The organism is Bradyrhizobium sp. WU425, from assembly GCF_021052305.1.
GTDB lineage: Bacteria > Pseudomonadota > Alphaproteobacteria > Rhizobiales > Xanthobacteraceae > Bradyrhizobium > Bradyrhizobium canariense_D.
Map to the genome: position 1 here is coordinate 5,431,253 of NZ_CP088089.1, position 23,882 is coordinate 5,455,134.

General features: G+C 63.6%; 26 protein-coding genes. 13 read left to right on the forward strand and 13 right to left on the reverse strand.

Annotated features, from left to right (window positions below; translation table 11 throughout):
* Nucleotides 1-300: 300 nt before the first annotated feature.
* The 5 genes from BcanWU425_RS26390 to BcanWU425_RS26410 all read right to left on the reverse strand — a co-directional run bounded on the left by BcanWU425_RS26390 (nucleotide 301) and on the right by BcanWU425_RS26410 (nucleotide 5,447).
* Nucleotides 301-1,473: a fumarylacetoacetate hydrolase family protein gene (locus BcanWU425_RS26390; protein ID WP_026233621.1), complete on the reverse strand. Its 1,173-nt coding sequence runs from the start codon at nucleotides 1,471-1,473 to the stop codon at nucleotides 301-303.
* A gap of 111 nt (nucleotides 1,474-1,584) precedes the next feature.
* Entirely contained in the window at nucleotides 1,585-2,562 is a 978-nt protein-coding gene (locus BcanWU425_RS26395; protein WP_204510739.1) for a HEAT repeat domain-containing protein, read from the reverse strand.
* Nucleotides 2,563-2,564: 2 nt separating this feature from the next.
* Complete coding sequence (locus tag BcanWU425_RS26400; RefSeq protein ID WP_007593252.1) at nucleotides 2,565-2,798, reverse strand: 4Fe-4S dicluster domain-containing protein; 234 nt, start codon at nucleotides 2,796-2,798, stop codon at nucleotides 2,565-2,567.
* A gap of 28 nt (nucleotides 2,799-2,826) precedes the next feature.
* Entirely contained in the window at nucleotides 2,827-4,569 is a 1,743-nt protein-coding gene (locus BcanWU425_RS26405; RefSeq protein WP_026233620.1) for a fumarate reductase/succinate dehydrogenase flavoprotein subunit, read from the reverse strand.
* Nucleotides 4,570-4,673: 104 nt separating this feature from the next.
* Nucleotides 4,674-5,447, reverse strand: coding sequence for a ferredoxin--NADP reductase (locus BcanWU425_RS26410; protein WP_204510738.1), 774 nt, complete (start codon nucleotides 5,445-5,447; stop codon nucleotides 4,674-4,676).
* Nucleotides 5,448-5,656: 209 nt separating this feature from the next.
* On the opposite strand from BcanWU425_RS26410, the gene BcanWU425_RS26415 reads away from it, so the two are divergent.
* The 5 genes from BcanWU425_RS26415 (at nucleotide 5,657) to BcanWU425_RS26435 (ending at nucleotide 10,302) form a co-directional block, all read left to right on the forward strand.
* Complete coding sequence (locus tag BcanWU425_RS26415) at nucleotides 5,657-5,953, forward strand: gamma-butyrobetaine hydroxylase-like domain-containing protein (RefSeq protein WP_018458611.1); 297 nt, start codon at nucleotides 5,657-5,659, stop codon at nucleotides 5,951-5,953.
* Nucleotides 5,954-6,145: 192 nt separating this feature from the next.
* The gene (locus BcanWU425_RS26420; protein WP_018458610.1) at nucleotides 6,146-6,925 is read left to right on the forward strand and encodes a Crp/Fnr family transcriptional regulator; all 780 of its coding nucleotides are present in this window, start codon (nucleotides 6,146-6,148) and stop codon (nucleotides 6,923-6,925) included.
* Nucleotides 6,926-7,106: 181 nt separating this feature from the next.
* A complete protein-coding gene (locus tag BcanWU425_RS26425) occupies nucleotides 7,107-8,528 on the forward strand; it encodes an ABC transporter substrate-binding protein (RefSeq protein ID WP_204510737.1) in 1,422 nt (473 codons plus the stop codon).
* Entirely contained in the window at nucleotides 8,525-9,433 is a 909-nt protein-coding gene (locus BcanWU425_RS26430) for an ABC transporter permease (RefSeq protein WP_085352332.1), read from the forward strand. Before BcanWU425_RS26425 ends, BcanWU425_RS26430 begins: the two co-directional genes overlap by 4 nt.
* Nucleotides 9,430-10,302, forward strand: a complete 873-nt coding sequence (locus BcanWU425_RS26435; protein WP_026233618.1) for an ABC transporter ATP-binding protein — start codon at nucleotides 9,430-9,432, stop codon at nucleotides 10,300-10,302. The genes BcanWU425_RS26430 and BcanWU425_RS26435 overlap by 4 nt, the downstream gene beginning before the upstream one ends.
* Nucleotides 10,303-10,376: 74 nt before the next feature.
* Here BcanWU425_RS26435 and BcanWU425_RS26440 read toward each other — a convergent pair whose 3' ends face one another.
* Together BcanWU425_RS26440 and BcanWU425_RS26445 are read right to left on the reverse strand one after the other, a co-directional pair.
* Nucleotides 10,377-11,435: a YeiH family protein gene (locus BcanWU425_RS26440; RefSeq protein ID WP_018458606.1), complete on the reverse strand. Its 1,059-nt coding sequence runs from the start codon at nucleotides 11,433-11,435 to the stop codon at nucleotides 10,377-10,379.
* A 149-nt stretch (nucleotides 11,436-11,584) separates the two neighbouring features.
* The gene (locus BcanWU425_RS26445) at nucleotides 11,585-11,764 is read right to left on the reverse strand and encodes a hypothetical protein (protein WP_231171117.1); all 180 of its coding nucleotides are present in this window, start codon (nucleotides 11,762-11,764) and stop codon (nucleotides 11,585-11,587) included.
* Between the two features lie 240 nt (nucleotides 11,765-12,004).
* Here BcanWU425_RS26445 and BcanWU425_RS26450 point away from each other — a divergent pair, with 240 nt between their 5' ends.
* Nucleotides 12,005-12,640, forward strand: a complete 636-nt coding sequence (locus BcanWU425_RS26450; RefSeq protein ID WP_204510736.1) for a 2-hydroxychromene-2-carboxylate isomerase — start codon at nucleotides 12,005-12,007, stop codon at nucleotides 12,638-12,640.
* 9 nt (nucleotides 12,641-12,649) lie between these two features.
* Here the strand turns inward: BcanWU425_RS26450 and ald are convergent, their stop codons facing one another.
* Entirely contained in the window at nucleotides 12,650-13,765 is a 1,116-nt protein-coding gene (ald, locus tag BcanWU425_RS26455) for an alanine dehydrogenase (protein ID WP_085362406.1), read from the reverse strand.
* 134 nt (nucleotides 13,766-13,899) lie between these two features.
* On the opposite strand from ald, the gene BcanWU425_RS26460 reads away from it, so the two are divergent.
* The 4 genes from BcanWU425_RS26460 (at nucleotide 13,900) to BcanWU425_RS26475 (ending at nucleotide 18,235) form a co-directional block, all read left to right on the forward strand.
* On the forward strand, nucleotides 13,900-14,379 hold the full coding sequence (locus BcanWU425_RS26460; protein WP_018458603.1) for an Lrp/AsnC family transcriptional regulator: 480 nt from the start codon (nucleotides 13,900-13,902) through the stop codon (nucleotides 14,377-14,379).
* A 139-nt stretch (nucleotides 14,380-14,518) separates the two neighbouring features.
* Entirely contained in the window at nucleotides 14,519-15,010 is a 492-nt protein-coding gene (locus BcanWU425_RS26465; RefSeq protein WP_018458602.1) for a (2Fe-2S)-binding protein, read from the forward strand.
* Complete coding sequence (locus tag BcanWU425_RS26470; protein WP_204510735.1) at nucleotides 15,007-16,023, forward strand: FAD binding domain-containing protein; 1,017 nt, start codon at nucleotides 15,007-15,009, stop codon at nucleotides 16,021-16,023. The genes BcanWU425_RS26465 and BcanWU425_RS26470 overlap by 4 nt, the downstream gene beginning before the upstream one ends.
* Before the next feature lie 7 nt (nucleotides 16,024-16,030).
* Nucleotides 16,031-18,235 (forward strand): xanthine dehydrogenase family protein molybdopterin-binding subunit, encoded by a 2,205-nt coding sequence (locus tag BcanWU425_RS26475; RefSeq protein WP_204510734.1) that lies wholly within the window; start codon nucleotides 16,031-16,033, stop codon nucleotides 18,233-18,235.
* A gap of 60 nt (nucleotides 18,236-18,295) precedes the next feature.
* Here BcanWU425_RS26475 and BcanWU425_RS26480 read toward each other — a convergent pair whose 3' ends face one another.
* Entirely contained in the window at nucleotides 18,296-18,508 is a 213-nt protein-coding gene (locus BcanWU425_RS26480) for a hypothetical protein (RefSeq protein WP_204510733.1), read from the reverse strand.
* 185 nt (nucleotides 18,509-18,693) lie between these two features.
* A complete protein-coding gene (locus tag BcanWU425_RS26485) occupies nucleotides 18,694-19,743 on the reverse strand; it encodes a hydroxyacid dehydrogenase (RefSeq protein WP_204510732.1) in 1,050 nt (349 codons plus the stop codon).
* A gap of 264 nt (nucleotides 19,744-20,007) precedes the next feature.
* On the opposite strand from BcanWU425_RS26485, the gene BcanWU425_RS26490 reads away from it, so the two are divergent.
* The 3 genes from BcanWU425_RS26490 (at nucleotide 20,008) to BcanWU425_RS26500 (ending at nucleotide 21,642) form a co-directional block, all read left to right on the forward strand.
* A complete protein-coding gene (locus BcanWU425_RS26490) occupies nucleotides 20,008-20,574 on the forward strand; it encodes a thiamine pyrophosphate-binding protein (protein WP_204510731.1) in 567 nt (188 codons plus the stop codon).
* An 11-nt stretch (nucleotides 20,575-20,585) separates the two neighbouring features.
* Nucleotides 20,586-21,188, forward strand: coding sequence for a thiamine pyrophosphate-dependent enzyme (locus BcanWU425_RS26495; protein WP_018458596.1), 603 nt, complete (start codon nucleotides 20,586-20,588; stop codon nucleotides 21,186-21,188).
* A gap of 76 nt (nucleotides 21,189-21,264) precedes the next feature.
* Nucleotides 21,265-21,642 carry a VanZ family protein gene (locus tag BcanWU425_RS26500; protein WP_085395512.1) on the forward strand — a complete coding sequence of 126 codons (378 nt, stop codon included), beginning with the start codon at nucleotides 21,265-21,267 and terminating at the stop codon, nucleotides 21,640-21,642.
* 43 nt (nucleotides 21,643-21,685) lie between these two features.
* On the opposite strand, the gene BcanWU425_RS26505 is transcribed toward BcanWU425_RS26500, so the two are convergent.
* From BcanWU425_RS26505 to hyi, 3 genes are all read right to left on the reverse strand, one after another.
* Entirely contained in the window at nucleotides 21,686-22,069 is a 384-nt protein-coding gene (locus BcanWU425_RS26505; protein ID WP_085352324.1) for a DUF1236 domain-containing protein, read from the reverse strand.
* A gap of 115 nt (nucleotides 22,070-22,184) precedes the next feature.
* Nucleotides 22,185-23,072 (reverse strand): 2-hydroxy-3-oxopropionate reductase, encoded by an 888-nt coding sequence (locus BcanWU425_RS26510; RefSeq protein ID WP_204510730.1) that lies wholly within the window; start codon nucleotides 23,070-23,072, stop codon nucleotides 22,185-22,187.
* 12 nt (nucleotides 23,073-23,084) lie between these two features.
* The gene (gene hyi, locus BcanWU425_RS26515) at nucleotides 23,085-23,870 is read right to left on the reverse strand and encodes a hydroxypyruvate isomerase (RefSeq protein WP_204510729.1); all 786 of its coding nucleotides are present in this window, start codon (nucleotides 23,868-23,870) and stop codon (nucleotides 23,085-23,087) included.
* Between the last annotated feature and the right edge of the window lie 12 nt (nucleotides 23,871-23,882).

The window sequence follows — 23,882 nt, forward strand, 5'->3', positions numbered from 1 at the left end:
GCGCGAGCGGATGAGCGACTTCTATGTCACGCGCAGCGCGATTTTATTCCACGGATGCAACGCGGAGATGAACGAAATGATGCGGCAGTTGGGGCGAGGACACTGTCTAGGAGGATGGTGAAAGGCGAACCCGCAACCCCTCCCCCCATCACCGCGAGCGCAGCGAAGCAATCCTGAGTCTTTCCGGGGAGGGATTCTGGATTGCTTCGCTGCGCTCGCAATGACGGTGGGGAGAGAGTTTCTGCGTCGATCGAGGCAAAGCGACTCGTGGAGAGTCCCCCACATCCGGCGTGCAGTGAGCTAGATCAGCTTGCGCTGCGCGAGATTCTTCATCAGCGCGCCGATGCCGAACGTCCAGGGCTCGCATTCGTCGCTGGCCCGCATGCGGTTGACGAGTTTGCCGAGCTGGGGCGCCGAGATCGTGACGATGTCGTCGCGTTTGTGGGTGAACCCCTGTCCCGGCGCGTCGCGATCCTTAACCGGCGCGAACATGGTCCCGAGGAACAGCACGAAGCCATCGGGATATTGGTGCACCTTGCCGATGGTCTGCTCGACCAGATCGGTCGGATCGCGGCTGATCATGCTGATCGAGGAATGGCCGTCGAGGACGAAACCGTCCTGCCCCTTGACGTTCAGGCTGATGTCGAGCTTGCGGGCGTCGTCGAGGGTAAAGCTGTCGTCGAACAGGCGCAGCAGCGGGCCGATGGAGCACGAGGCGTTGTTGTCTTTGGCCTTCGACAACAGCAGTGCCGAGCGGCCCTCGAAGTCGCGCAGATTGACGTCGTTGCCGAGGGCGCCACCGACGATCGTGCCGCGGCTCGAGACGAACAGCACCAGCTCCGGCTCGGGGTTGTTCCAGGTCGACTTCGGATGCAGCCCCGCATCCATGCCGGTGCCGACCGAAGACAAGGTCGGCGCCTTGGTGAAGACCTCGGCATCGGGGCCAATGCCGACCTCGAGATATTGGCTCCAGGCGTTCTGGTCGATCAGCACCTGCTTCAGGTGCATCGCCTTGTCCGAGCCCGGCTTGAGCTTCGACAGATCGTCGCCGATCAGCCGGGTCACTTCCTTCCGGATCGCTTCGGCCGAGGCCGGATTGCCCTTTGCCCGCTCCTCGATCACGCGCTCCAGCATCGAGATGGCAAAGGTGACGCCGGCCGCCTTCAGCGTCTGGAGATCGACGGGCGCAAGCAACCACGGCTTTTTCGGATCGCGCTGATCGGGAGGCGTGTTGGCGACGATGGCCTCGAGATCGCCGATGCGCTCGCCCTTGGTCGCGGCAAGCGCCTTCGCCGGATTGTCTTCCTCGCAGAGTGCGCTGACGGTCGGGAATTTTGCGGTGACGTCGAACACACCATCCCCGCGCACGGCGACCACGGCCGGGCCATTCGCCTGCGGCAGCCAGACGCGGCCGACGAGCGTTCCCCGCGTGCCGTCCTCGGGAAGAAGGTCCTTTACCGTCAATGTCGTCATGGGCGTATCCTCGCTCTTTTCGGATCGGCCTCGCTCGCGGAGGCCTATCACATTGGCGAAGACCAATAAACGTCTGGGACGGGAAGTCCAGCGCGGCAGCCCGCCGCGCTTCTATGCCCCCGCCCGCGCTTTTCGGGCCGCAATCTGCTGAAGCGCCCAGCGCGCGTTCTTGCGCACCTCGGGATCGGGATCGTCGGCGATGACGGCAAGGAACGCTTCGCCGTCGTGGTGGGCGATCTCGCCAAGCGCAGCCGCCGCCTCTTTCCGCAGATTGGCCTGCTCATGGTTCACGCAGTTGCCGATCGGGCGCACCGCGCGCTCGATCTTCATCCGGCCAAGGCTGCGGATTGCCTTCAGCCGCACCTGCCAGAACTCGTCACTGAGCGAAGCGATGAGCTGGTCGGCGGCAATCGATCCGTTGACGTTGAGGCCCAGCGTTTCCGCGGCCATCTCCCGCACCATCCAGTCCGAATCCTTCAACGCGCGCGTGATCATCTCGGCCGCGGGCTTCATCTGCGAGAAGGCGAGCGCGCTGACGGCGGCACGGCGCACATGCGCGTCGGGATCGTTGATCAGCGCGGTCAGCGCCGGAATTGATTCCTCCAGCTTGAGGAACCCGATCACGCCGATCGCCTGCACCCGCACGGCGGCATCGGAATCCTGGAGCGCTTCCAGCGCCGGTTTCAGTGTGTCCTTGCAGCGCAGCTCCTTCAGCGCACGCAACGCGCCCATGCGGACGAAGGCGTGGGCATGCTTGACCAGCGGCAGGATGATCTCGGCGCAAGCCGGATCCTTGAACTCCGCCATGCTGTCGGCCGCGGCGGACGCAACGATTCGTTCAGGATCGACGAGCAGCTTCACCAGCGCAGCCGCGGCCTCCGGCCCGTCGAACTCGCCGAGCGCCATCGCGACCTGCTGGCGGACGCCGGCATCAGGATCGCCGACCATTTTGGCGAGATGGCCGACGGCGGCGGGATCGCCGGAATGGCCGAGCACGATGATCGCGACGCGGCGCTCCCCTGGATCGGCAGCCTGGAGCCGCTCGTCGGCGTCTTCGAGATCGTCGTAGGATTCGAACGGGCTCGACATGGCTACCTCAGGAGATAAGGAATGTTGACGGTGACGGCGCCGGTCGGGCAATCCGCCTCGCAGGGCATGCAGTACCAGCATTCGTCATAGGCCATGTAGGCCTTGTTGGTCATATCGCTGATACGCAGTACGTCGAGCGGACAGACATCGACGCACACCGTGCAGCCCTTGTCCGCGATGCATTTGGCGTCATCGACGACCACCGGAACCGATGTCTGATAGGAAGCGAGAGGCATCGTATGTCTCCTGTATTTGTGCGGCGGGTCAGGCTGTCGCGCGGATGCGCTGCTTGTCGTAGAGATCCTTCTCATCGTCGGCGATCGGTACGATATAGGGCTCCACGGCACGCTTCTCGCTGGTCATCTTGCCGTCCTGCTTACTCAGCAGCGTGTGGCAGAACCAGTTTTCGTTGTCCTTCTCCGGGAAATCCGTCCGCCAGTGATAGAGGCCCCAACGGCTTTCTTCGCGGTAGAGCGAGGCATGCACAGCCATGTCCGCGCAATCCATGATCGACTGGACTTCGAGCGCGCGGAGCAGTTCGTGCGCATTGCGCGCGATCATGCGCTCCTGCATGTCTTCCCTCGCTTCAGCGAGCCGGCGCATGCCGAGCTCGTATTTGCGCGTGACTTTCGGCGGCTGGAGATAGTCATTGACGAGACGCCGCGTCTTGTACTCGATCTGGTTCGGCGGAATACCGTCCTCGCGTTTGGTCGGCGCCATGACGCGGTCACGTTCGCGGGCGACCTCAGCCGCGTCGAATTCCGCGAAGTCGTGATTGTCCGCAAACTCCATCGCGTCGACGCCGGCGACCGAACCGTTGGTGAAGGCCCCGAGCATGTAGTTGTGCGGCACGCTCGCCATGTCGCCGGCGGCATAGAGGCCCGGGACGGTGGTGCGCGCGTTGTCGTCGACGAACACGCCCGACGCGCTGTGACCGGAGCAGAAGCCGATCTCGGAGATGTGCATCTCGATCGACTCGCTGCGGTAGTCGACCCCGCGCCCCTGCTGGAACAGGCCGCGCGTGGGACGTTCGACCTTGTGCAGCGTCGATTCGATCTCCGAGATGGTGTCGGGGTGAAGATGCTTGAGCTGGAGAAACACCGGGCCCTTCCCGGACAACAGCTCGTTGTAGAACTCCAGCATCATCTGGCCGGACCAGTAATCGCATTCGATGAAGCGCGATCCCTCGTTGTTGGCGGTGAAGGCGCCGAAGGGACCGGCGACGTAGGCGCAGGCCGGGCCGTTATAGTCCTTGATTAGCGGATTGATCTGATAGCATTCGAGGTTCGCCAGTGCTGCACCGGCGTGATAGGCCATGGAATAGCCGTCGCCGGAATTGGCCGCGTTCTCGTAGGTGCCGAACATGTAGCCCGAGGTCGGCAGGCCGAGACGGCCGGCGGCGCCCATGCACAGGATGACGGCCTTGGCCTTGATCACCAGCATCTCGGCGGTGCGGGTATTGACGCTTATCGCGCCGGCAATGCGGCCGTCGGCGGATTTGAGCAGCCGCGTCGCCATGTAGCGGTTGGAGATCAGGATGCGGGCGCGGCGGAGCTGGCGATACAGCGCCTTCTTCACGGTCTCGCCGTTCGGCATCGGCAGTACGTAGGTGCCGATATGATGCACCTTCTTGACAGCGTAGTCGCCGTTCTCGTTCTTCAGGAAGCGGATGCCGAAACTGTCGAGCTCCTCGATGATCGAGTAGCAGTTCTGCGCGTATTTGTAGACCGCCTTCTGATCGACGATACCGTCATTGGCGATGGTGATTTCCTTGGTGTACTGCTCCGGCGTCGCGTAGCCGGGAATGACGGCGTTGTTCAAGCCGTCCATGCCCATCGAGATCGCTCCGGAGCGCTTGACGTTGGCCTTCTCGAGCAGCACGACATTGGCCTTCGGATTCTTCAGCTTCGCCTTTAACGCCGCCATCGGGCCCGCCGTGCCGCCGCCGATGACGAGCACGTCGCAGGAAACCTCCGAAAGTCCGTCGACGATCTGATCTAGTGACATCGCTTGCTCCTGGTTCGCCGGCAGGTCCGGCGCCTTTGCATCAGATTTGTTCAGCAGGCGTCCCGGCGATAGCAATTAGTTGTCGCGGGGCTGCGATTTGCGCCTCAGCGCTCGACAAAGGCCTTTTCGATCACGAAATGGCCGGGCCTGCTGTGATTGCCCTCGGCAAACCCGCGCCCAGAGAGCATCGCGGGAAGTTCCTCCAGCATCGCCGGGCTGCCGCACAGCATGATGCGGTCGGTCTCGATATCGAGGCCTGACAGACCGATGTCTTCGAAGAGCTGGTTCGACGCGATCAGGTCGGTGATGCGTCCGCGGTTCCTGAACGGCTCGCGGGTGACTGTGGGATAGTAGACGAGCTTGTCGCCGATCAGCGGTCCAAAGAACTCGTGACTGCGCAGGCCTTCGACGAGGTGCTCACCATAGGAGAGTTCGGAGACCTGGCGGCAGCCATGGGCGAGCACGATGGTCTCGTAATTCTCGTAGACGTCGGGGTCCTTGATCAGGCTGGCGAACGGCGCGAGTCCCGTTCCGGTCGAGAGCAGCAACAGGCGTTTGCCGGGAATGAGATTGCCGGTGATCAGCGTGCCCGTGGCCTTGCGGCCGACCAGGATGACGTCGCCTTCCCTGATTTTCTGGAGGCGCGAGGTCAGCGGACCGTCCTGCACCTTGATCGAGAAGAACTCGAGCGCCTCCTCGTGATTGGCGCTCGCCATGCTGTAAGCTCGCAGCAACGGCTTGCCCTCGACTTCCAGCCCGATCATCGCGAACTGGCCGTTCTGGAAGCGGAAGCCCGGATCGCGCGTCGCGGTGAAGCTGAACAGGCTGTCGGTCCAGTGCCTGACCGACAAAACCGTTTCCTTCTGAAATGCGCTCATTGTCTCTCCTGATCTCGATTGCGCACAAGGTTTCGGAGAGACAGGAATCCGGCAACGCCGAACTGAAATTGCCGGTCGATTAGTTTCACATTTCGTGGGCGATGATCGAACAGCAGGCAGCGACGATCAGCGCCGCGCACCCTGCGCCTGGCAATTAGTTGCTATCGCGGCAGTGCTGCGGCAAGGTAGAGAAGGGTCGGAGACACGTCATGACCTTGGTGGGACCGACCGTGGCAGATTACGAAGCAAGCGCCGACCTCGCGACGCTCCGCGTCCGCACCGCTCAGGACGACACGCTGGACTTGGCGGCGGAAACGCTCCGCCTCTCCTGCAAATGCGCCCACTGCACCCGCGCCCGCTTCGACGGCCGCTTTCCCGAGCGGTTTCCAGGCATCGCGATCACCGAGATCGGCGATCTCGGTTACGGGCTGAACATCTCGTTTTCGGATGGGCACAATCGGGGGATTTACCCGAAGCCGTATTTGCTGAGCCTGGTGGGGCGGTAGACGCCACAGGTCGTCTTCCAAGCTTCGCTGTCATTCCCCGCGAAGGCGGGAATCCAGTACGCCGCGGCTTCTCGATAGCCCATTGACGTCTCTGGAATACTGGATCGCCCGGTCAAGCCGGGCGATGACAGCGGAGTGAATCTGGCACGGACATTGCTCCTCTTTAGAACGGTTTGAACGTTCCGGAGGCAGATGATGTTGCAGGCGGCGGCCAATGTGGTTCGCGGGACGGTTCCCGCAACGGTCCGGCCTACCGGCGGTTCCTCGCTGCTGCTCACCGAGAACCAGCAATGGATCGGCGGACCGCCGCCCTTGATGGACAAGCTCAGCCAGCGCGAGCGGGAGCTGGTGCTGAAGCAGGGCCGCCGAAAAGTGCTCAACCGTGGCCAGACGCTGTTCAGCCAGGGTGGCAAGCATGACGGTATCTGGCTGATCGAGAGCGGCCGGATCCGGGTGTTCTACACCTCTCCGCTCGGCCGCGAGATCACGCTGGCCTATTGGCATGTCGGCAATTTCGTCGGCGGGCCGGAAGTGTTCGAAGGCACCGTGCATCAATGGTCCGGCGTTGCATCCAGCAATTGCAGCGTGGTGCATCTGCCCGGAAAGGAGCTACGATCCCTTGCGGTCGAGATCCCGAACCTCGCGATCGGCCTGATCGAAGGCCTGACCTTCAAGGGCAAGTGCTATTCGGCGCTGGCCCAGATGTTGGGAACGCGCTCGATCACACAGCGCCTTGCGCATCTGTTGCTGCATCTCGTCGACCTCTATGGCGTCGATGACGCCGACGGCCGGGTGATCGCGGCCGCCTTCACCCATGCCGATATCGCCCACATGGTCGGTGCCACCAGGCAATGGGTCACGATCAGCCTGAAGCGCATGCAGGAAAAGGGAATCGTGCTGACCAAGCGCTCCCAGATCGTGGTCTGCCGGTCCGACGTGCTGGAAGAGATGCGAGGGCAGGCGGCCGACTGACCGAGCTTGCGACCAGGGCCGGTGCCCATGCAAGCGGCTTAATAGTGCAGGACTGCCCAAGGAGTATGCAATCAACTTTTCCCGGCAACTAATCGACTGTGGCGCTCATTCCGGATTTGCCCTGCCCACGCCCTCACCCAATCATGGCAACCACAGCACATCCAACCGAATGAGGATGAGAATGGTCCGCCATCTTCCCACGCTCTCGATCGCGATGTCGGTGACGTCGCTGGCGCTTCTCCTCGCGCAGCCGGCCGCGGCGGAAACCGTCACGCTGGGCATCGGAACGCAGGACACCACGACCAACACGGTGACCGCCGGCGTCGTCATCCGCCAGCTCCATCTCCTCGAAAAATATCTGCCGAAGGACGGCAAATACGCCAACATCAAGTTCGAGCTGGAGTGGCAGAACTTCACCTCCGGCCCGCCCGTCACCAACGCGATGATGGCCAACAAGCTGCAGATCGGCATGATGGGCGACTATCCGCTGATCGTGAACGGCTTCACTTTTGACAGCAATCCCGAGAGCAAGAGCCGGCTGATCGGCATCGCCGCCTACAGCCTGTCGGGCTCCGGCAACGGCATCGTCGTTCACAAGGATTCGCCCTACTACGATCTCGCCGATCTCAAGGGCAAGCTCGTGAGCGTGCCGTTCGGCTCGGCCGCACACGGCATGGTGTTGAAGGCGATGCAGGACCGCGGCTATGCATCGGATTTCTTCCAGCTGGTGAGCCAGAGTCCGGAGGTCGGCTCGACCAATCTCCAGGAGAAGAAGATCGACGCGCATGCCGACTTCGTTCCGTTCGCCGAGTTGCTGCCGTTCCGCGGTTTTGCGCGAAAGATCTTCGACGGCGTCGAGACCAATCTCCCGACTTTCCACGGCATCGTGGTGCGAACCGATTTCGCCGAAAAATATCCCGAAGTCGTCGTCGCCTACTTCAAGGCGGTGATCGCCGCCAATCAATGGCTGCGCGACGATCCCAAGCTCGCCGCCGAGAAGATCCAGGAATGGACCGGCATCAGCAAGGAGGTCGTCTATATCTTTCTCGGCCCCAGCGGCAACATGACGACCGATCCCTCGATCAAGCCGGCGCTGATCGACGCTGCCACGGCCGACGTCAAGGTGCTGCAGAACCTCGGCCGGATGAAGGAGTTCGACCCGAAGAAATGGGTCGATGACAGCTACATCCGCAAAGCCTATGCCGAGATGAAGCTCGACTATGACGCGCAGCTTGCGAGCACCAAGAACTACGAGATCTCCGGCGACGATTCCTTCTGCAAGAAACCGATCGCCGATCCGCGCAAGGCCGGCGAGGTCTGGGTCGACGATTCAGGCATCGTGCCCTTCTCGTCAGCCAGCTGCACGCTCGGCGCCTATGCCGACTACAAGGCCAAGGGCAGGAAGATCAACGTCGCCTACGTCTTCGATACCACCCGCGGCATCAAGCTGTTCGCAGACCAGGCTTTCTTCGCGGTCGGCAATGGTGAGGTTGCGCCGTTCCTGCTGAAGAAGGACGCCGAAGCCTATGCCGCCAAGATCAGCGGCAAGGTGCTCGGCTTCGACGACGCGGTGAAGGCGGCGGTCGGCGGGGGCAAGACGTGAGCAGTCCCGCCCTCCTCAGACATTCCGAGGACAGCATGCCGGCAAGTGCAATCGCGGAGGCAAGCGCCATGCCCGCCTCCACGCCACCCGCGTCTCCACCCTCCTTCGGCACGCTCGCACTGCGCTGGTACCGGCTCAACCGGGGCGGGCTGCGCGCGACCGCGATCGGCATCATCTCGCTGCTCGCCTTCTTGCTGGTCTGGCATCTGCTGACAACCTATCGCGTCGTGTTCTTCGTGCGCTTCACCAACGTGCCCTCGCCGCTCGCGGTCTATGCGAGCTTCACCAAGGCGATCCACGATCCGAAATTCCTGCTGCACGTCCTCTTGAGCTGCCGCCGCATCTTCTTCGGTTTCTCGCTCGCGGCGATCGTCGCGGTGCCGCTCGGCCTGATCATGGGCCGCTTCAAGCTCGTCCACGAGATCATCTTTCCCGTGGCGGAGGTGCTGCGGCCGATCCCGGCGATCGCCTGGGTGCCGATGGCGATCATGCTGTGGCCGACCAACGAGCAGAGCATCGTCTACATCACGTTCCTCGGATCGTTCTTCCCGATCCTGGTCAACACGCTGCACGGCATGTCGCTGGTCGATCCCGTGCTGGTGCGTGCCGCGCAATGTCTCGGCGCGCGGGAGCGCTCGATCTTCCGCGATGTGTATTTTCCGGCCTCGCTCCCGCACATCTTCACCGGCCTCACCGTCGGCATGGGCGTGGCCTGGGTGTCGCTGATCGCTGCCGAGATGATCTCCGGACAGTACGGCATCGGCTATTTCACCTGGGAGGCCTATTCGCTGGTCCAGTATGCCGACATCGCGCTCGGCATGATCGCGATCGGCGTGCTTGGCCTCGGATCGAGCATGTTGATCCGAGGCGCCGGACAATTGGTGATGCCGTGGAGGTCAAGATGAGTGAGATCGTTGTCAAGGCACCGCAGGGCCATATCGAGGTCAAGAACTTCTCCCTCAGCTACGACAGCATCGAGGGGCCGGTCGAAGCCGTCGCCGATACGCAGATTCATGTGAAGCCTGGCGAGTTCGTCTCGATCGTCGGGCCCTCCGGCTGCGGAAAGTCGACGCTGCTCAACGCGGTTGCCGGCTTCCTCAAGCCGACCACGGGCATCGTCACCGTCGACGGCGAGAAGGTGAACGGCCCCAGCGCGGAGCGCGGCATGGTGTTTCAGCAATATTCGCTGTTTCCCTGGAAGACCGTGCGGGAGAACGTCGAGTTCGGCCTGAAGATGCGCGGCATGCCGCGCTCGCAGCGCGAGCGCGCCGCCCGCACGCTGCTGGGACTCGCGGGCCTCGAAGCCTTCGAAAAGCATTACCCCGAGAAACTCTCAGGTGGCATGAAGCAGCGCGTTGGCATCGTCCGCGCGCTCGCGACGGGACCCAAAGTGTTGCTGCTCGACGAACCCTTCGGCGCGCTCGACGCGCAGACCCGGGTCATCATGCAGCAGATCCTCACCAACATGTGGCAGCGGCTGAAGATCTCGGTGCTGTTCGTCACCCACGACATCGACGAGGCGATCTTCCTGTCCGACCGTGTCTACTGCATGACCGCACGCCCCGGCTCGATCAAGGCGGAGATTCCGATCCCGCTGGAGCGGCCGCGGCAGCAGTCGATGATGATGTCGTCGGAATTCCTGGCATTGCGCCGCGGACTGATGTCGCTGATCCGCGAGGAGAGCATCAAGGCGATGGGCGGCGAGCTCAACGACATGGGCATGCAGGGGCTGAACATCGAGCTGCACGGGCATTCGCTCGCGGATGTGATTTAGGGATCTTCGACTTGCGCGCTGACTTCCTTCTCCCCTTGTGGGAGAAGGAAGTGGAGTATGCGCAGCAGCTTGCCTTACTTGAACCAGTGCACCAGCGCGATGCTAATGCCGAGCAGCAGCAGTAGCGACAAGGTCACGGCCGCCGTCACCCGTCCCCCGACATTGGCAAGCACCTTCACATCGACGCCGAGGCCAAGCGCGGCCATCGATACCACCGTGAGAAAACCCGTGATCCGCGTGATCGGGGCAATCACCGTGGACGGCACGATCTCGAGCGAGCGCAAGGTCGCCAGCGCAAGGAAGCCGAGGATGAACCACGGGACCAGGCGGAAGAAGCCGACATTGGTCTTCTTGGCATCGCTGTGCCAGCGCGACGCCGTCAGCGAGAGGCCGACGACCACCGGCCCGAGCATCAGCACGCGCATCAGCTTGACGAGCGTGCCGATCTGCGTCGAGACGAGTCCCGCCGGCACCGTCGCAGCCAGCACCTGCGGCACGGCATAGACAGTGAGGCCTGCAAGGATGCCGTATTGCGTAGCCGATAGCTGCAGCAGCGGAATCAGCAGCGGCAGGCCGAGCACCATCATCACGCCGAGGATCGCGGTGAAGGAGATGGAGGATGCGATCTCGTCATTGTTGGCGCCGATGATCGGCGCCACCGCTGCAATCGCCGAATTGCCGCAGATCGAGTTTCCGCAGGCGATCAGGATCGAGAGCCGCGTCGAGAGACCAAGCAGCCGGCTGATGCCGAAGGAAACGCAGAGCGCGACCACAACGACGGCCGCGATCGAGGCCAACAGCGCGACGCCGGACGCCGCGATAGCAGCGAAGCTGATCGAGGCCCCCAGCAGCATGACGGCGACTTCGAGCAGCTGCTTGGCGCTGAAGGCGATGCCGGACTGCCAGCGCGGCGCGGGCTTCCAAAAGCTGCGCACAGCCATGCCGAGCAAGATCGCCATCACCAGCGCCTCGACATAGGGATGTTGGAAGATGCCCAATTCCGCCCGTTCGAGCAGGGCCGAAACGCCGGCCACGGCGATGCAGAGGAGGATCCCGGGAATCAGCGCGACGATGCGGCTGATGGCCGTGGTCCGCTTGGCGTCGGCCGGGCTGGATGCTTGATTCTGCGACACAAATCTCTCCCCAAGGAGAAGGATTTATACGCAGCGCCATCCGATTGGGGAATAAGTTTTCGACATATCAGGGCCGAGGGAAGTTCTATCCTCAATCCGGAATAATCTGGCTCGGAAGATCAGGCGCCCGTTGGAAGATCAGGCGCGCCTTAGAAGATCAGGCTCTTGGCCAGCGAGGCGACGCGGCTGAAGCCGTCATAGACGCCGGGCTCGAAGAAGGCCGCGCGCGCCAGCACGATACCGGCGACCAGCGACCAGAACAGCCCGGTGCCGACCCGCAGCAGCAGCTTTGACCCGCGCGAGCGCGGCTGGGTGTCCGTTGCGGACACCAATTGCTCGCCGAAAGGCTCAAACCTGGTGCGTTCCATAGCAGTCAATCCATCAATTTCTGATGGAAATGTCGTCGTTTCGGCCCCAAACAGCAATGGAAGCGATTGGCTTTTTTGCCTCCCGAAGAGGAAACTCCTTCCGCCGGACGGACCCGGGGCAATAGTTTTCTTCTTCCGGCCTATTTGAGCACCGGCGCCACGGCGAGTAGGTAGCGCCGCGCGTATGAAAGGAATCTGCCAATGCCAAACCCCCGCGTGCGCGTCTACACCGACTACAAGAGCCCCTACGCGTTCGTGGCCAACAAGCGCCTATTCGAACTGCAGGAGACGCACGGCGTCGAGCTCGAATGGCTGCCCTATACGCTGCGCGTTGCCGAATTCATGGGGACCGTGGAACAGCGCACGCCGCATTTCTGGCGCAAGGTGCGCTACGCCTATATGGACGCCCGGCGCTATGCCAATGCGCAAGGGCTCATCATGAAAGGGCCCCGGCGGATCTACGACGCGTTCTATTCCAGCGTCGGCATGCTGTTCGCCCAACAGCACCGCTTCTTCCGTCCGTATCACGACACGGTGTTTCGTCGGTTCTGGAGCCATGAGCTCGAGATCGACGATCTCGCCGCAATCACGGACGTCATCACGTCCTGCGGTGGCTCGGCCAGTGAGTTCGAAGCCTACGTCCATGGCCCCGCCCGCGCCGAGCATGACCGTATCATCGACGAGGCCGAAGCGCTCGGCGTGTTCGGCGTGCCGACCATGGTGTTCAACGGCGAGTTGTTCTGGGGCGGCGACCGTATCGACATGCTGATCGAACGCATCGAGAAGCCTGAGACGATCGAAGCCGCGCTCGGCAGACGCCATCGCAAGCCAGCATGAGCAGCAACGCTACGCCGCCAGTCCGCTCCCCAGCGGAGCAAACTCCAGCCCGAGGCTCTCCGCCACCGCCTTATTGGTGATGCGGCCGCGATGCACATTCAGTCCGTTGCGCAGATGTGGATTTTCCAGCACAGCAGCAAAACCCTTGTTCGCGAGCATCAAGCCGAACGGCAGCGTCGCGTTGTTCAGCGCCTGGCTCGACGTCACCGGCACCGCGCCGGGCATATTGGCCACGCAATAATGCACGATGCCGTCGACAAGATAGGTCGGATCGGCATGCGTGGTCGGGTGCGAGGTCTCGAAGCAGCCGCCCTGATCGATCGCGACGTCGACCAGCACGGCGCCTGGGCGCATCGATGTCAGCATCGCACGCGTGACGAGCTTGGGCGCACTCGCGCCCGGCACCAGTACCGCGCCGATCACGACGTCGGCGGCGAACACCTCCTCCTCGACCGACTCGATGGTGGAGAAGCGGGTGCGCACGCGTCCGACAAAGAGATCATCAAGCTCCCGCAACCTTGGAATGGAGCGGTCGATCACGGTGACTTCGGCGCCAAGGCCCGCGGCCATGCGCGCGGCTTGCGTTCCCACCACGCCGCCGCCGAGCACGACGACCCGCGCCGGCTGCACGCCAGGGACACCGCCCAGCAGCAGCCCGCGACCGCCAGCGGAGCGCTTGAGCGCGGCGCCGGCGGCCTCGATAGCGAGGCGGCCGGCGACTTCGCTCATCGGCGCAAGCAGGGGGAGGTGACCGGCCGCGTCGGTGACGGTTTCATAGGCGATCGCAGTACAGCCGGAGGCGAGCAAACCCCTGGCCTGTTCGGGATCCGGCGCAAGATGAAGGTAAGTAAACAGGATCTGGCCTTCGCGGAGCTGGGGCCACTCGCTTGTCTGCGGCTCCTTCACCTTCACGATCATGTCGGACTTCGCGAAGATGTCGCGCGCGCTCTCGGCAATGGTGGCCCCTGCCCGCCGGTAGTCTTCGTCGGAGGCGCCGATGCCGCCGCCCGCACCGGTCTCGACCGTCACCTCGTGCCCCGCGGCGACATATTCGCGGACCGCACCCGGGGTGAGCCCGACGCGATATTCCTGCACTTTGATTTCCTTGGGCACACCGACGCGCATCCCGGGCCTCCTTGTGATTCACCTCATGATCGTAGCGACGTGCCCTGTTTGGTTTCGTGCAAATATCCGCTAGCTTTGGCCTCCCTGCGCCGGTTTCCGGCGCGCAAACGCCCTTTCACGCTGGAAACGAAACCTTGGCCCTCGACAGGAAAGATCTCGCCATCCTCGCGGAGCTCACGACCAACGCGCGGGCCAGTCACACCGAGCTCGCGCACAAGGTCGGGCTATCAAGCACCGCGCTCGCGCGGCGGCAGAAGGCGCTGCAAGACGATGGCTATATCCAGGGCTATCAGGCCACGCTCGACCTCGCGCAGTTCGGCCTCACCACCACGGTGCTGGTCCGTATCGCGCTGGAAAGCCAGAGCGATGAGGCGCTGAAGGCGTTCGAGGCGGAGGTGGTGAAATGCCCGTCCGTCGTGCGCTGCTTCCTGATGTCGGGGACCGACGACTACATCCTGATCGTGCTCGCCCGCGATATCCAGGATTTCGAGCGCATCCACCGCATGGAGCTGTCGCGCCTGCCGCGCGTCGCGAGGGTACAATCGAGCTTCGCGCTGCGCGAAGTTGTCGACCGCGCCGTGCCGAATGTGGTGTTCGGCGAAGCAAAGCGCTGACCGCAACCTCTCGGAAAGGCGAACTGCTGGCAAGGAACCAACCGGTCGGTGGTCCGTTGGGCGCTATTGGCCGGCGGAGGCGTGCCCCCGCGTCAACACGGCTGACGTCCGGCACGGTCGCCGTCGCAGGGAGCAGGACATGGGCGATGTCACGCATCAGATTTCCGAACGCATTCCGATCCATCTTGTCGTCAACGGCGTCAGTCACACGCTCGATCTCGTGCCATGGACCACATTGCTCGATGCCTTGCGGGACCATCTTGCACTGAGCGGCACCAAGAAGGGCTGCGACCATGGTCAGTGCGGCGCCTGCACGGTGCTGGTGGACGGCCGGCGCGTCAATTCCTGTCTCACGCTCGCCGTCATGAAGGACGGCGCGGAGATCACGACTGTCGAAGGTCTTGCCAAGGATGGCGCGCTGCATCCCCTGCAACAGGCGTTCATCGACCATGACGCCTTCCAGTGCGGCTATTGCACGCCGGGACAGATATGCTCGGCGGCCGGACTGCTCGCCGAAGGCCGTGCCAAAGATACCGACGAGATCCGGGAGCTGATGAGCGGAAACCTTTGCCGCTGCGGCGCCTATCCAAACATCGTCGCCGCCATCCAGCAGGCAATGGGCCAGCCATGAACAACTTCCAGTACGCTCGAGCCACTGATGTCGCCGACGCCATCCGCTTGCTCGCCGCCGGTCCCGGCGCCAAACTGATTGCCGGCGGCACCAATCTGATCGACCTGATGAAAGAGAATGTCGAGCGCCCCTCCCGGCTGATCGACATTTCCCGCCTGCCGCTCCGCAAGGTCGAAGAGACGCCCGACGGGTCCTTGCGCATCGGCGCCTTGGTGCCGAACTCGGACCTCGCCTATCATCCATTGATCGAGCAGCGCTATCCCCTGCTCGCCAGCGCCATCCTGGCCGGCGCCTCGGCGCAACTGCGCAACATGGCATCGGTCGGCGGCAATCTGATGCAACGAACGCGCTGCGCTTATTTCTATGACACGGCCACGCCGTGCAACAAGCGACATCCCGGCAGCGGCTGCTCGGCAATGGACGGGCTGAACCGCAACCATGGGATCCTGGGCACGAGCGCCGCCTGCATCGCGACCAATCCATCCGACATGAGCGTGGCGCTCGCCGCGCTCGATGCGCTCGTGCACATCGCGGGTCCCTCCGGCGAACGCACCATCGCTCTGACCGATCTCCATCGGCTGCCCGGCGACAAGCCTCATGTCGATACCAATCTCGGCACCGGCGAGATCATCACCGGGATTGAGCTTCCGCCGCGCGGCTTTGCTCAAAACTACAGTTATCTGAAAATTCGCGACCGGATGTCTTATGCCTTTGCTCTGGTCTCGGTTGCCGCCGCGCTTGAGTTGGAGGGCAACGCGATCAGCGGGGCACGCGTGGCGATCGGCGGCGTGGCGCACAAGCCCTGGCGCAGCCTTGAAGTCGAAGCGGCGTTGCGCGGCCAGGCCGCGACGCCCGATCACTTCTCGCACGCCGCGGATCTCTTGCTCCAGGGAGCAACGGCCCGCTCACATAACGGCTTCAAGGTCGAGCTCGCACGCCGCGCCATCGTGCGCGCACTGACGCAGGCGGCGAATGCCACGCCGCAATCCCAGGCCCACAAGAAGATCGCGTGAGGACCCCATGAACGCTTATGTCGGAACGCCAACGTCGCGTGTCGACGGCCGGGCCAAGGTCACCGGGGCCGCCAAATACGCCGGCGAATTTCCGGCCGACAAGCTCCTCCATGGCTTCGTCGTCGAGGCCACCATTCCATGCGGGCGCATTGCCCGCCTCGACACCAATGCGGCGCTGCAGATCAAGGGCGTGCTCGACGTGCTCACGCATGCGAACCGTCCGTCGCTGGCCGACAAGGACGAGGCCTGGAAGGACGAGGTGGCGCCCGAGGAAGGCTCGCCTTTCCGTCCGCTTTATGATGACAAGATCAAGTTCAATGGCCAGCCGATCGCACTTGTCGTCGCAGAGGACTGGGAAACCGCGAAATTCGCCGCGACGCTCGTGCGGGTCGAATATGAGCAGCATGGTTTTGCAACCGACCTCGAAGGCGAACGCAGCAACGCCGCCGAGAAGAACGAGCCGCATAAACCGCGGGGCGACGCCGCAGCCGCCCTTGCGGGAGCTGATGTGCGCCACGAGGCGGACTACGTGATACCGACCGAGCATCACAACCCGATGGAGCTCTATGCGACCACGGCGGTCTGGGACAGCAATGGCAAGCTCACGATCTACGACAAGACCCAAGGCGTCCAGAACGTCCACAAATTTCTCTGCAGCGTGTTCGACAAGAAGCCGGACGACATTCGCGTGGTCTCGCCGTACGTCGGCGGCGCCTTCGGCTCCGGCTTGCGGCCGCAATATCAGGTGGTGTTGGCAACACTCGGCGCGCTCGCGCTGAAGCGGTCCGTTCGCGTCGTACTGACGCGGCAGCAGATGTACGGGCTCGGCTACCGGCCGATGACCATCGAGCGCGTCGGGCTCGGCGCAAGATCCGATGGCGCCCTCGACGCGGTCACGCACGAGGCCATTGCCGTCACCTCGCGCTATGAGGATTTTGCCCGCAACGATACCGGCTGGGCCGAACAGCTCTACAAGAGCCCGAACAGCCGCTTCTCCCACAAGCTGGTGCACCTTGACGTCTCCACCCCCTGCGACATGCGCGCACCGGGCGCTGCGTCGGGCGTCTGCGCGCTGGAATGCGCGATGGACGAGCTCGCCGTCGCACTCAAGCTCGACCCGATCGAATTGCGGCTGAAGTGCTACTCGGATCGCGACCAGAGCGAAAACCTGCCCTACACCAGCAAGCAGTTGCGCGAATGCTACGCGCGCGGCGCGGACGCCTTCGGCTGGAGCAGACGCGATCCTGCGCCGCGCTCGATGCGCGACGGCAAGGATCTGATCGGCTGGGGCATGGCGACGGGTGTGTGGGAAGCACTGCAGATGCCGGTCGCCGTCCGTATCGTGCTGACGTCGAACGGACATGCCGAGGTGTCCTGCGCCGCATCCGACATCGGCACCGGCACCTACACCATTGTGGCTCAGGTCGCAGCCGATGCGCTCGGCCTGCCGATCGAGAACATCAGCGTCCGGCTCGCAGATTCCAGTCTGCCGCAGGCGCCTGTGGAGGGCGGCTCCTGGATGGCCGCTTCGAGCGCGCATGCGGTGCTCGCAGCCGCCGAGGAAGTGCGCAAGGAACTGTTACGCCTGGCCGGGAAGATGCCAGGCTCGCCGCTCGCCGGCGCCGAGCTAGCCGATACGGTGCTGACCGACGGCAGCATTGCCAGCGCCAGCAACAACAGCCGCGCGGTCTCGATCGCCGACGCGATGCGTCACGGCGGCGTCGAACGCATCGAGAAGGAAAAGCTCAATCAATTCGGCGAGGACAAGAAGCACGCGCGTAACACCCACTCGGCCGTCTTCGCCGAGGTCAAGGTGGACGAAGAGCTAAACGTCATTCGCGTGACGCGGGTCGTGAGCGCCGTCGCGGCCGGGCGGATTCTCAACACCAAGACAGGCCGCAGCCAGATCATGGGCGGCGTGGTCTGGGGGATTGGGATGGCCCTGCACGAGGAGACGGTGATGGATCACCGCTTCGGGCGGATCATGAACGCGAACATCGCCGAGTACCATATTCCCGTGAATGCCGATGTTCACGACATCGACGTGATCTTCGTCGACGAGCCGGACGCGCACATCAACGCGCTCGGCATCAAGGGGCTGGGCGAGATCGGCATCGTCGGCGTTCCCGCCGCGATCGCGAACGCCGTCTATCACGCCACCGGCAAACGCATCCGTCGATTTCCGATCACACTGGACAAGCTGCTCGACTGAGACGGTGCAGCAGTCCCCTCTCGGCGCCGGCGTCACCTCACGGCGCCCGGCCGCCAGGCCTCACGAGGGAAAGTCAGCCGGTTTGACTTGGATGCGGTCGGCATGCAGCGACCAGTGGTGCAACGCCTGATCCTCGCAAAACCTCGCCTTCGCCCGCTCTCTGGCTTCGTCCTCGTCGGAAGCGTCGATCTCGAGCGTGCCCTGGCACACCTCGATCTGCCGGCCGTACTGGCCGAGCACGTCCTTCATGAACCTGACCACATAAGTTGACATGGGACCTCCTGCCTGCCCCGGCGGCGCTCACTCTTATCCCATTTAGGCGGAATCCGGGAGGGAGATTTTGACACGGATCAAAGTCGGGCGCGGTTCCCCCCGCCGATCGTTCCGTGGCGCGTAGCTCTAACCGGGACATTGGGCAGCAGGAGCATCGCACCCCGGAAGGACAGAGCGACTGTCAACTACGTCGGCATCACACCAAACGCCTGCTTGAATCGCTCCACATAGCGTGGCCAGACCTCCGGATTGATGATGCGCGGCGGCCGCTTGCCATCGAGCGTATCCAGCACCTGCTCGGCCGCGATGCGGCCCATGTTCTGCCGCGCCTCGATCGTGACGCCCGCTGTATGCGGGCTCGCCAGCACGTTGTCGAGCTGGAGCAGCGGATGCTCCGGCGGCGGCGGCTCCTTGGACCAGACGTCGAGACCGGCGCCCGCAATGCGCTTCTCGCGCAAGGCCTGGAGCAGCGCATCCTCATCGTGGATGAAGCCGCGCGCCGTGGTGATAAAGTACGCATGCGGCTGCATCAACGCAAATTCGCGCACGCTGATCATGTTGCGGCTGCCCCTGTCGAGCGGGCAGGAGATGGAGACGAAATCGGCGCGGCGCAGCAGCTCGTCGAGCTCGACCTTCTCGCCGCCCCGCTCGGCCATCACCTCGGCCGTCAGGTACGGATCGTAGGCCAGCACCTTCATGCCGAACAGGCCCTTGCACAGCGCGGCGATGCGGCGACCGACATTGCCGAGGCCGATGATGCCGACGGTCTTGTGCTCGATCTCGTTGCCGACGAGTTCGTTGCGGTTGACGTTGGACTCCCTGCGGAGCTTGCGGTCGGACTGGATGATGCGCTTGGACAGCGTCAGCATCATCGCCAGCGCATGCTCGGCGACCGAGTGGGCATTGCCGCCGGACTGGTTGACGACCAGCACGCCGGCATCGGTGCAAGCCTCGACATCGACAGGATCGAATCCCGCGCCGTTGCTGGAGACGAGCAGCAGGTTCGGCGCGCGCTTCAGGAAGGCAGCATCGACATGGAAGTGCGGGGCCAGTTCGTCACGGGCGGCGCCGATCTGGTAGACATGAGCCGCCTCGATGATCGGCGCGAAATAATCCTCGGGGCTCTCGTTCTCGATGCGATCGAGCCGGACGTCGGGCCGCGCCTTCAGGATGTCGATATAGATCGGATTGGCCAGATATTTGACGTAGAAGACGCGCTTGCTGTTGACGGACATCAGGACCCTTCCGGTTTTCTCCAGGAGATCCGCAGGGCCAGCGCTTCGCGCGTTCCTGTCATGCGTTCCTCCGTTCTCTTGTTGTTGCCGCTTATGACACGGCGGCACCAGCTGCGGCAGGCCGTCTGGCGCAGATCACGGTGCAGTCCGGACATGTTGACAATCCCGCTGCCTGCGTCAAGTTCGGCAGACCGCCGCGACGGAAGACGACGGCCAAGACAATGGCAAAGACCAAGAAGCATGCGCGGCCGAAGGGAGAACGCAATGCCGATTGCGGAGCAACAAACCTCGTCCGAGGCGGCACAGACCTCCAGTGACAAGAGCTGGCACGGCATCATCCTGCAAACCCTAAAGCGGAATGAGATCAGCCTCGTCCCTTACGTGCCCGACCGCGTGCTGACGCCGCTGATCAAGAACCTGCACGCCGATCAGTTCTTCACCACCTTTGCCACCGCCCGCGAGGAGGAGGCCGTCGGCATCGTCTCGGGCGCCTGGATGGGCGGACGGCGCGGTGCGGTGCTGATGCAGACCTCAGGCTTTGCGACGCTCGCCAACGTGCTGGCCTCGCTCGCGGTGCCCTACCAGATTCCGCTTATCATGTTCGTGTCCGAGCGCGGCACGCTCGGCGAGTTCAACTACGGCCAGTCACTGGTCTGCCGCACCATGCGTCCGGTGCTGGATTCGCTGGCGCTGGAGCATCACACCATCACCCGGCTCGACGAGCTCGAATTCATTGCCGACCGTTCGATCAAGCAGGCCATCACGACGCAGGCGCCAGTCGCGCTGATCCTCAACCCGCTGCTCACGGGCGGCAAGGTGTTCGACAAGTGAGTCCGGCCCAAATGAATACAGACGTGCGCAACACCAAAGTGATGAACCGCTTCGACGTCACCTCGCGCCTGATCGCGAAACTCGAGCACGAGGAAGCCGTGATCGGCGGCATCGGCAACACCAATTTCGACCTCTGGGCCGCCGGCCACCGTGCGCAAAATTTCTACATGCTCGGCAGCATGGGGCTCGCCTTCCCGATCGCGCTGGGCGTGGCGCTGGCGCAGCCGGACCGGCGCGTCTTTGCGCTCGAAGGCGACGGCTCGCTGCTGATGCAGCTCGGCGCACTCTCGACGATCGCGGCGTTGAAGCCGAAGAACCTCATCATGATCGTGATGGACAACGGCATCTACCAGATCACGGGCGCGCAGCCGACACCGGCCGCGAACGTGGCTGACATCGTCGCCATCGCAACCGGCTCCGGGCTTGCCAACAGCGCCTGGGCCGCGGACGAGGCGGATTTCGAGCGTCTGGTCGAGGAAGCCATGTCGGCCGGCGAGCCCAGCCTGATCGCCGTCCGCATCGATGACAAGCCCGGCGTCGGCGCCACCCGACGCGATCCCGTACAAATCCGGGAACGCTTCATGCACGGCCTTGGCGTGCGCGAGCCACTTTAACGGTTCGTCATTAACTACACGGCGATCTGATCCTGGCGCCTCGGCAGGCTGCTGCAATCCGTGCTAAGCGGTGCGGATGTCCATTTTGCTTCGCTCCTCTGCCTGGCTGCTTGCCGCCGCCGTCGCCTTTGCAACCCTCGGCCCGCCAGGCCTACGGCCCCATTCCGACCTTGGCCAGGACGGCGAACATGCCCTTGCCTTCGTCCTGGTGGGAGTAGCCTTCGGCCTCGCCTATCCGCGCCGCCGCCTGTCGGCCACAGCGATCGCCGTGGTGCTGATCGGCCTGCTGGAACTGATGCAATTCTGGGCACCGGGACGGCATGCGCGGCTGGAGGACTTTCTGGTCGATGCCGGCACCACCTGCATCGGTTTCGCGCTGGCGGCCATCGCCGATTGGGCCATGACGCGGTTTCGCGCAAATTCGGCCCTGACGAGTCAAGGCCCCGCGGAGTGACGCTCCGCAGGGCCCGTCTCTTCAAAGCTCACGCTCCGGTCGATCAGTCGATGATCTTAACGACGCGGCGCGTGCGCGGCTCCACGATCACGCGGCGATCGTTCACGACCGCATAGCGATATTCGGTGTAGTTCGGCACGGGCCGCAGCACCACGGTCGGCGGCAGTGGCTCGCCGACCACGACGCGCTCGTGGACCACGACGGAATCATCGCGCGGAATTCCGCCGAGGATCGCATTCGGGATTTCCAGACCAGCGCCGACCGCCGCACCGACGGTACCACCGACCATCGCTCCGACCGGGCCGCCGACGTCGCCGCCCGCGCGAGCGCCGTCCCTGGCGCCCTGTTCGGTCGTCGACTGGGCAAAGGCTGCACTCGACGCCAGCAGCGACGCGGCAGCGAACGTAATCGCAAGACGGGTCTTCATGTGCTTATGTCTCCACTGATTGTTGTGCGCCTTCAACCGCGGGGCCGGATCATTGTTCCGGTTCCCCGCCGGATCTAGGCAGAACTACAAGTGGAGACTGTTACCTGGTAACAGTTCAGGCTGCGGCGATCTCGTGCCGCGCCATCAGTTCCAGCGCACGCACCATTGCCGAGTGATCCCAACCCTTGCCGCCATGTGCGGTGCAAGACGAGAACAATTGCTGCGCCACTGCCGTGCTCGGCAGCGACAGGCCGAGCGCGCGGGCGCCTTCAAGCGCGAGGTTGAGATCCTTCTGGTGCAGCTCGATGCGGAAACCGGGATCGAAATTGCGCTTCACCATGCGCTCGCCATGCACTTCGAGAATCCGCGACGACGCAAAGCCGCCCATCAGGGCCTGCCGCACCAGTGCCGGATCCGCACCGGCTTTCGACGCGAACAGCAGCGCTTCGCTGACCGCCTCGATCGTCAACGCGACGATGATCTGGTTGGCGACCTTCGTCGTCTGGCCGTCGCCATTGGCGCCGACGCGGGTGACGTTCTTTCCCATCCTGTCGAAGATCGGCTTCATGCTGTTGAAGGCGCGCTCGGGGCCACCGACCATGATGGTGAGGCTTGCCGCCTTGGCACCGACCTCCCCGCCTGACACCGGTGCGTCGAGATAATCCGCGCCGAGCGCCTCGATCTTCTTCGCAAACTCCTTGGTCGCCAGCGGTGAGATCGAGCTCATGTCGACCACGATCTTGCCCTTGGAAATGCCGCCCGCGACGCCGTCATTGCCAAACAGCACGGCCTCCACATGCGGCGTATCGGGCACCATGATGATGACCGCATCCGCTTCCTCCGCAACCTCCTTGCTTGACTTGCAGGCAACGCCGCCGGCGGCGATCAGCTCGGGTGCGACCGGCCCGACATCGTGCAGGAGAACGCGATGGCCTGCGGCCAGAAGATGACCGGCCATCGGCCGTCCCATGGTGCCAAGTCCGATAAAGCCGATGTCGATCATGTCAAAGTTTCCTCAGGTCTCGAAAGTCTGCGCCGCGTGCCAGGACAGGCCGTCCAGCGTCGTGGTGCGCGGCTTGTATTCGCAACCGATCCAGCCGCGATACCCGATCGCGTCGAGATGGCGGAACAGGAAGGGATAGTTGATCTCGCCCGTGCCGGGCTCGTGGCGGCCGGGATTATCGGCGAGCTGGATGTGCGCAATCTGCGGGAGATATTCCTGCATGGTACGGGCGAGGTCGCCCTCCATGATCTGCATGTGGTAGATATCGTACTGGATGAACAGATTGTTCGAGCGCACCTCGGAGATCAGCTGCACGGCCTGCTCGGTGCCGTTCAGGAAGAAGCCGGGAATGTCGAGCGTGTTGATCGGCTCGACCAGAAGCTTGATGTTCTCCCGCGCCAGGGTCGACGCCGCAAAGCGCAGGTTCCCGACCAGCGTTTCGTTGAGCTCACGCGGATCGGCATCGACGGGCGCGATGCCGACGAGACAGTTGAGCTGCTCGCAATCGAGCGCCTTGGCATAGTCGATGGCACGAAACACGCCGTCCCTGAACTCGCTGACGCGATCCGGCAGGATCGCGATGCCGCGCTCGCCCGCGGCCCAATTGCCGGCCGGCAGATTGTGCAGCACCTGCGTCAGCCCATGGCTGTCGAGCTGCTCGCGCAACTGCGCCTTGTCGAAATCATAGGGGAAGAGGTACTCGACCCCGGAAAAGCCCGCCGCTTTGGCCCCGGCGAAGCGGTCCACGAACGGCATTTCGTTGAAGAGCATGGTGAGGTTCGCAGCGAATTTCGGCATGTTGCTATCTCC

Coding starts and splice junctions, on each gene's coding strand:
- BcanWU425_RS26390 (WP_026233621.1), bottom strand. CDS start 1,473: ATGACGACATTGACGGTAAAGGACCTTCTTCCCGAGGACGGCACGCGG.
- BcanWU425_RS26395 (WP_204510739.1), bottom strand. CDS start 2,562: ATGTCGAGCCCGTTCGAATCCTACGACGATCTCGAAGACGCCGACGAG.
- BcanWU425_RS26400 (WP_007593252.1), bottom strand. CDS start 2,798: ATGCCTCTCGCTTCCTATCAGACATCGGTTCCGGTGGTCGTCGATGAC.
- BcanWU425_RS26405 (WP_026233620.1), bottom strand. CDS start 4,569: ATGTCACTAGATCAGATCGTCGACGGACTTTCGGAGGTTTCCTGCGAC.
- BcanWU425_RS26410 (WP_204510738.1), bottom strand. CDS start 5,447: ATGAGCGCATTTCAGAAGGAAACGGTTTTGTCGGTCAGGCACTGGACC.
- BcanWU425_RS26415 (WP_018458611.1), top strand. CDS start 5,657: ATGACCTTGGTGGGACCGACCGTGGCAGATTACGAAGCAAGCGCCGAC.
- BcanWU425_RS26420 (WP_018458610.1), top strand. CDS start 6,146: ATGATGTTGCAGGCGGCGGCCAATGTGGTTCGCGGGACGGTTCCCGCA.
- BcanWU425_RS26425 (WP_204510737.1), top strand. CDS start 7,107: ATGGTCCGCCATCTTCCCACGCTCTCGATCGCGATGTCGGTGACGTCG.
- BcanWU425_RS26435 (WP_026233618.1), top strand. CDS start 9,430: ATGAGTGAGATCGTTGTCAAGGCACCGCAGGGCCATATCGAGGTCAAG.
- BcanWU425_RS26450 (WP_204510736.1), top strand. CDS start 12,005: ATGCCAAACCCCCGCGTGCGCGTCTACACCGACTACAAGAGCCCCTAC.
- ald (WP_085362406.1), bottom strand. CDS start 13,765: ATGCGCGTCGGTGTGCCCAAGGAAATCAAAGTGCAGGAATATCGCGTC.
- BcanWU425_RS26465 (WP_018458602.1), top strand. CDS start 14,519: ATGGGCGATGTCACGCATCAGATTTCCGAACGCATTCCGATCCATCTT.
- BcanWU425_RS26470 (WP_204510735.1), top strand. CDS start 15,007: ATGAACAACTTCCAGTACGCTCGAGCCACTGATGTCGCCGACGCCATC.
- BcanWU425_RS26475 (WP_204510734.1), top strand. CDS start 16,031: ATGAACGCTTATGTCGGAACGCCAACGTCGCGTGTCGACGGCCGGGCC.
- BcanWU425_RS26480 (WP_204510733.1), bottom strand. CDS start 18,508: ATGTCAACTTATGTGGTCAGGTTCATGAAGGACGTGCTCGGCCAGTAC.
- BcanWU425_RS26485 (WP_204510732.1), bottom strand. CDS start 19,743: ATGTCCGTCAACAGCAAGCGCGTCTTCTACGTCAAATATCTGGCCAAT.
- BcanWU425_RS26490 (WP_204510731.1), top strand. CDS start 20,008: ATGCCGATTGCGGAGCAACAAACCTCGTCCGAGGCGGCACAGACCTCC.
- BcanWU425_RS26495 (WP_018458596.1), top strand. CDS start 20,586: ATGAATACAGACGTGCGCAACACCAAAGTGATGAACCGCTTCGACGTC.
- BcanWU425_RS26500 (WP_085395512.1), top strand. CDS start 21,265: ATGTCCATTTTGCTTCGCTCCTCTGCCTGGCTGCTTGCCGCCGCCGTC.
- BcanWU425_RS26505 (WP_085352324.1), bottom strand. CDS start 22,069: ATGAAGACCCGTCTTGCGATTACGTTCGCTGCCGCGTCGCTGCTGGCG.
- BcanWU425_RS26510 (WP_204510730.1), bottom strand. CDS start 23,072: ATGATCGACATCGGCTTTATCGGACTTGGCACCATGGGACGGCCGATG.
- hyi (WP_204510729.1), bottom strand. CDS start 23,870: ATGCCGAAATTCGCTGCGAACCTCACCATGCTCTTCAACGAAATGCCG.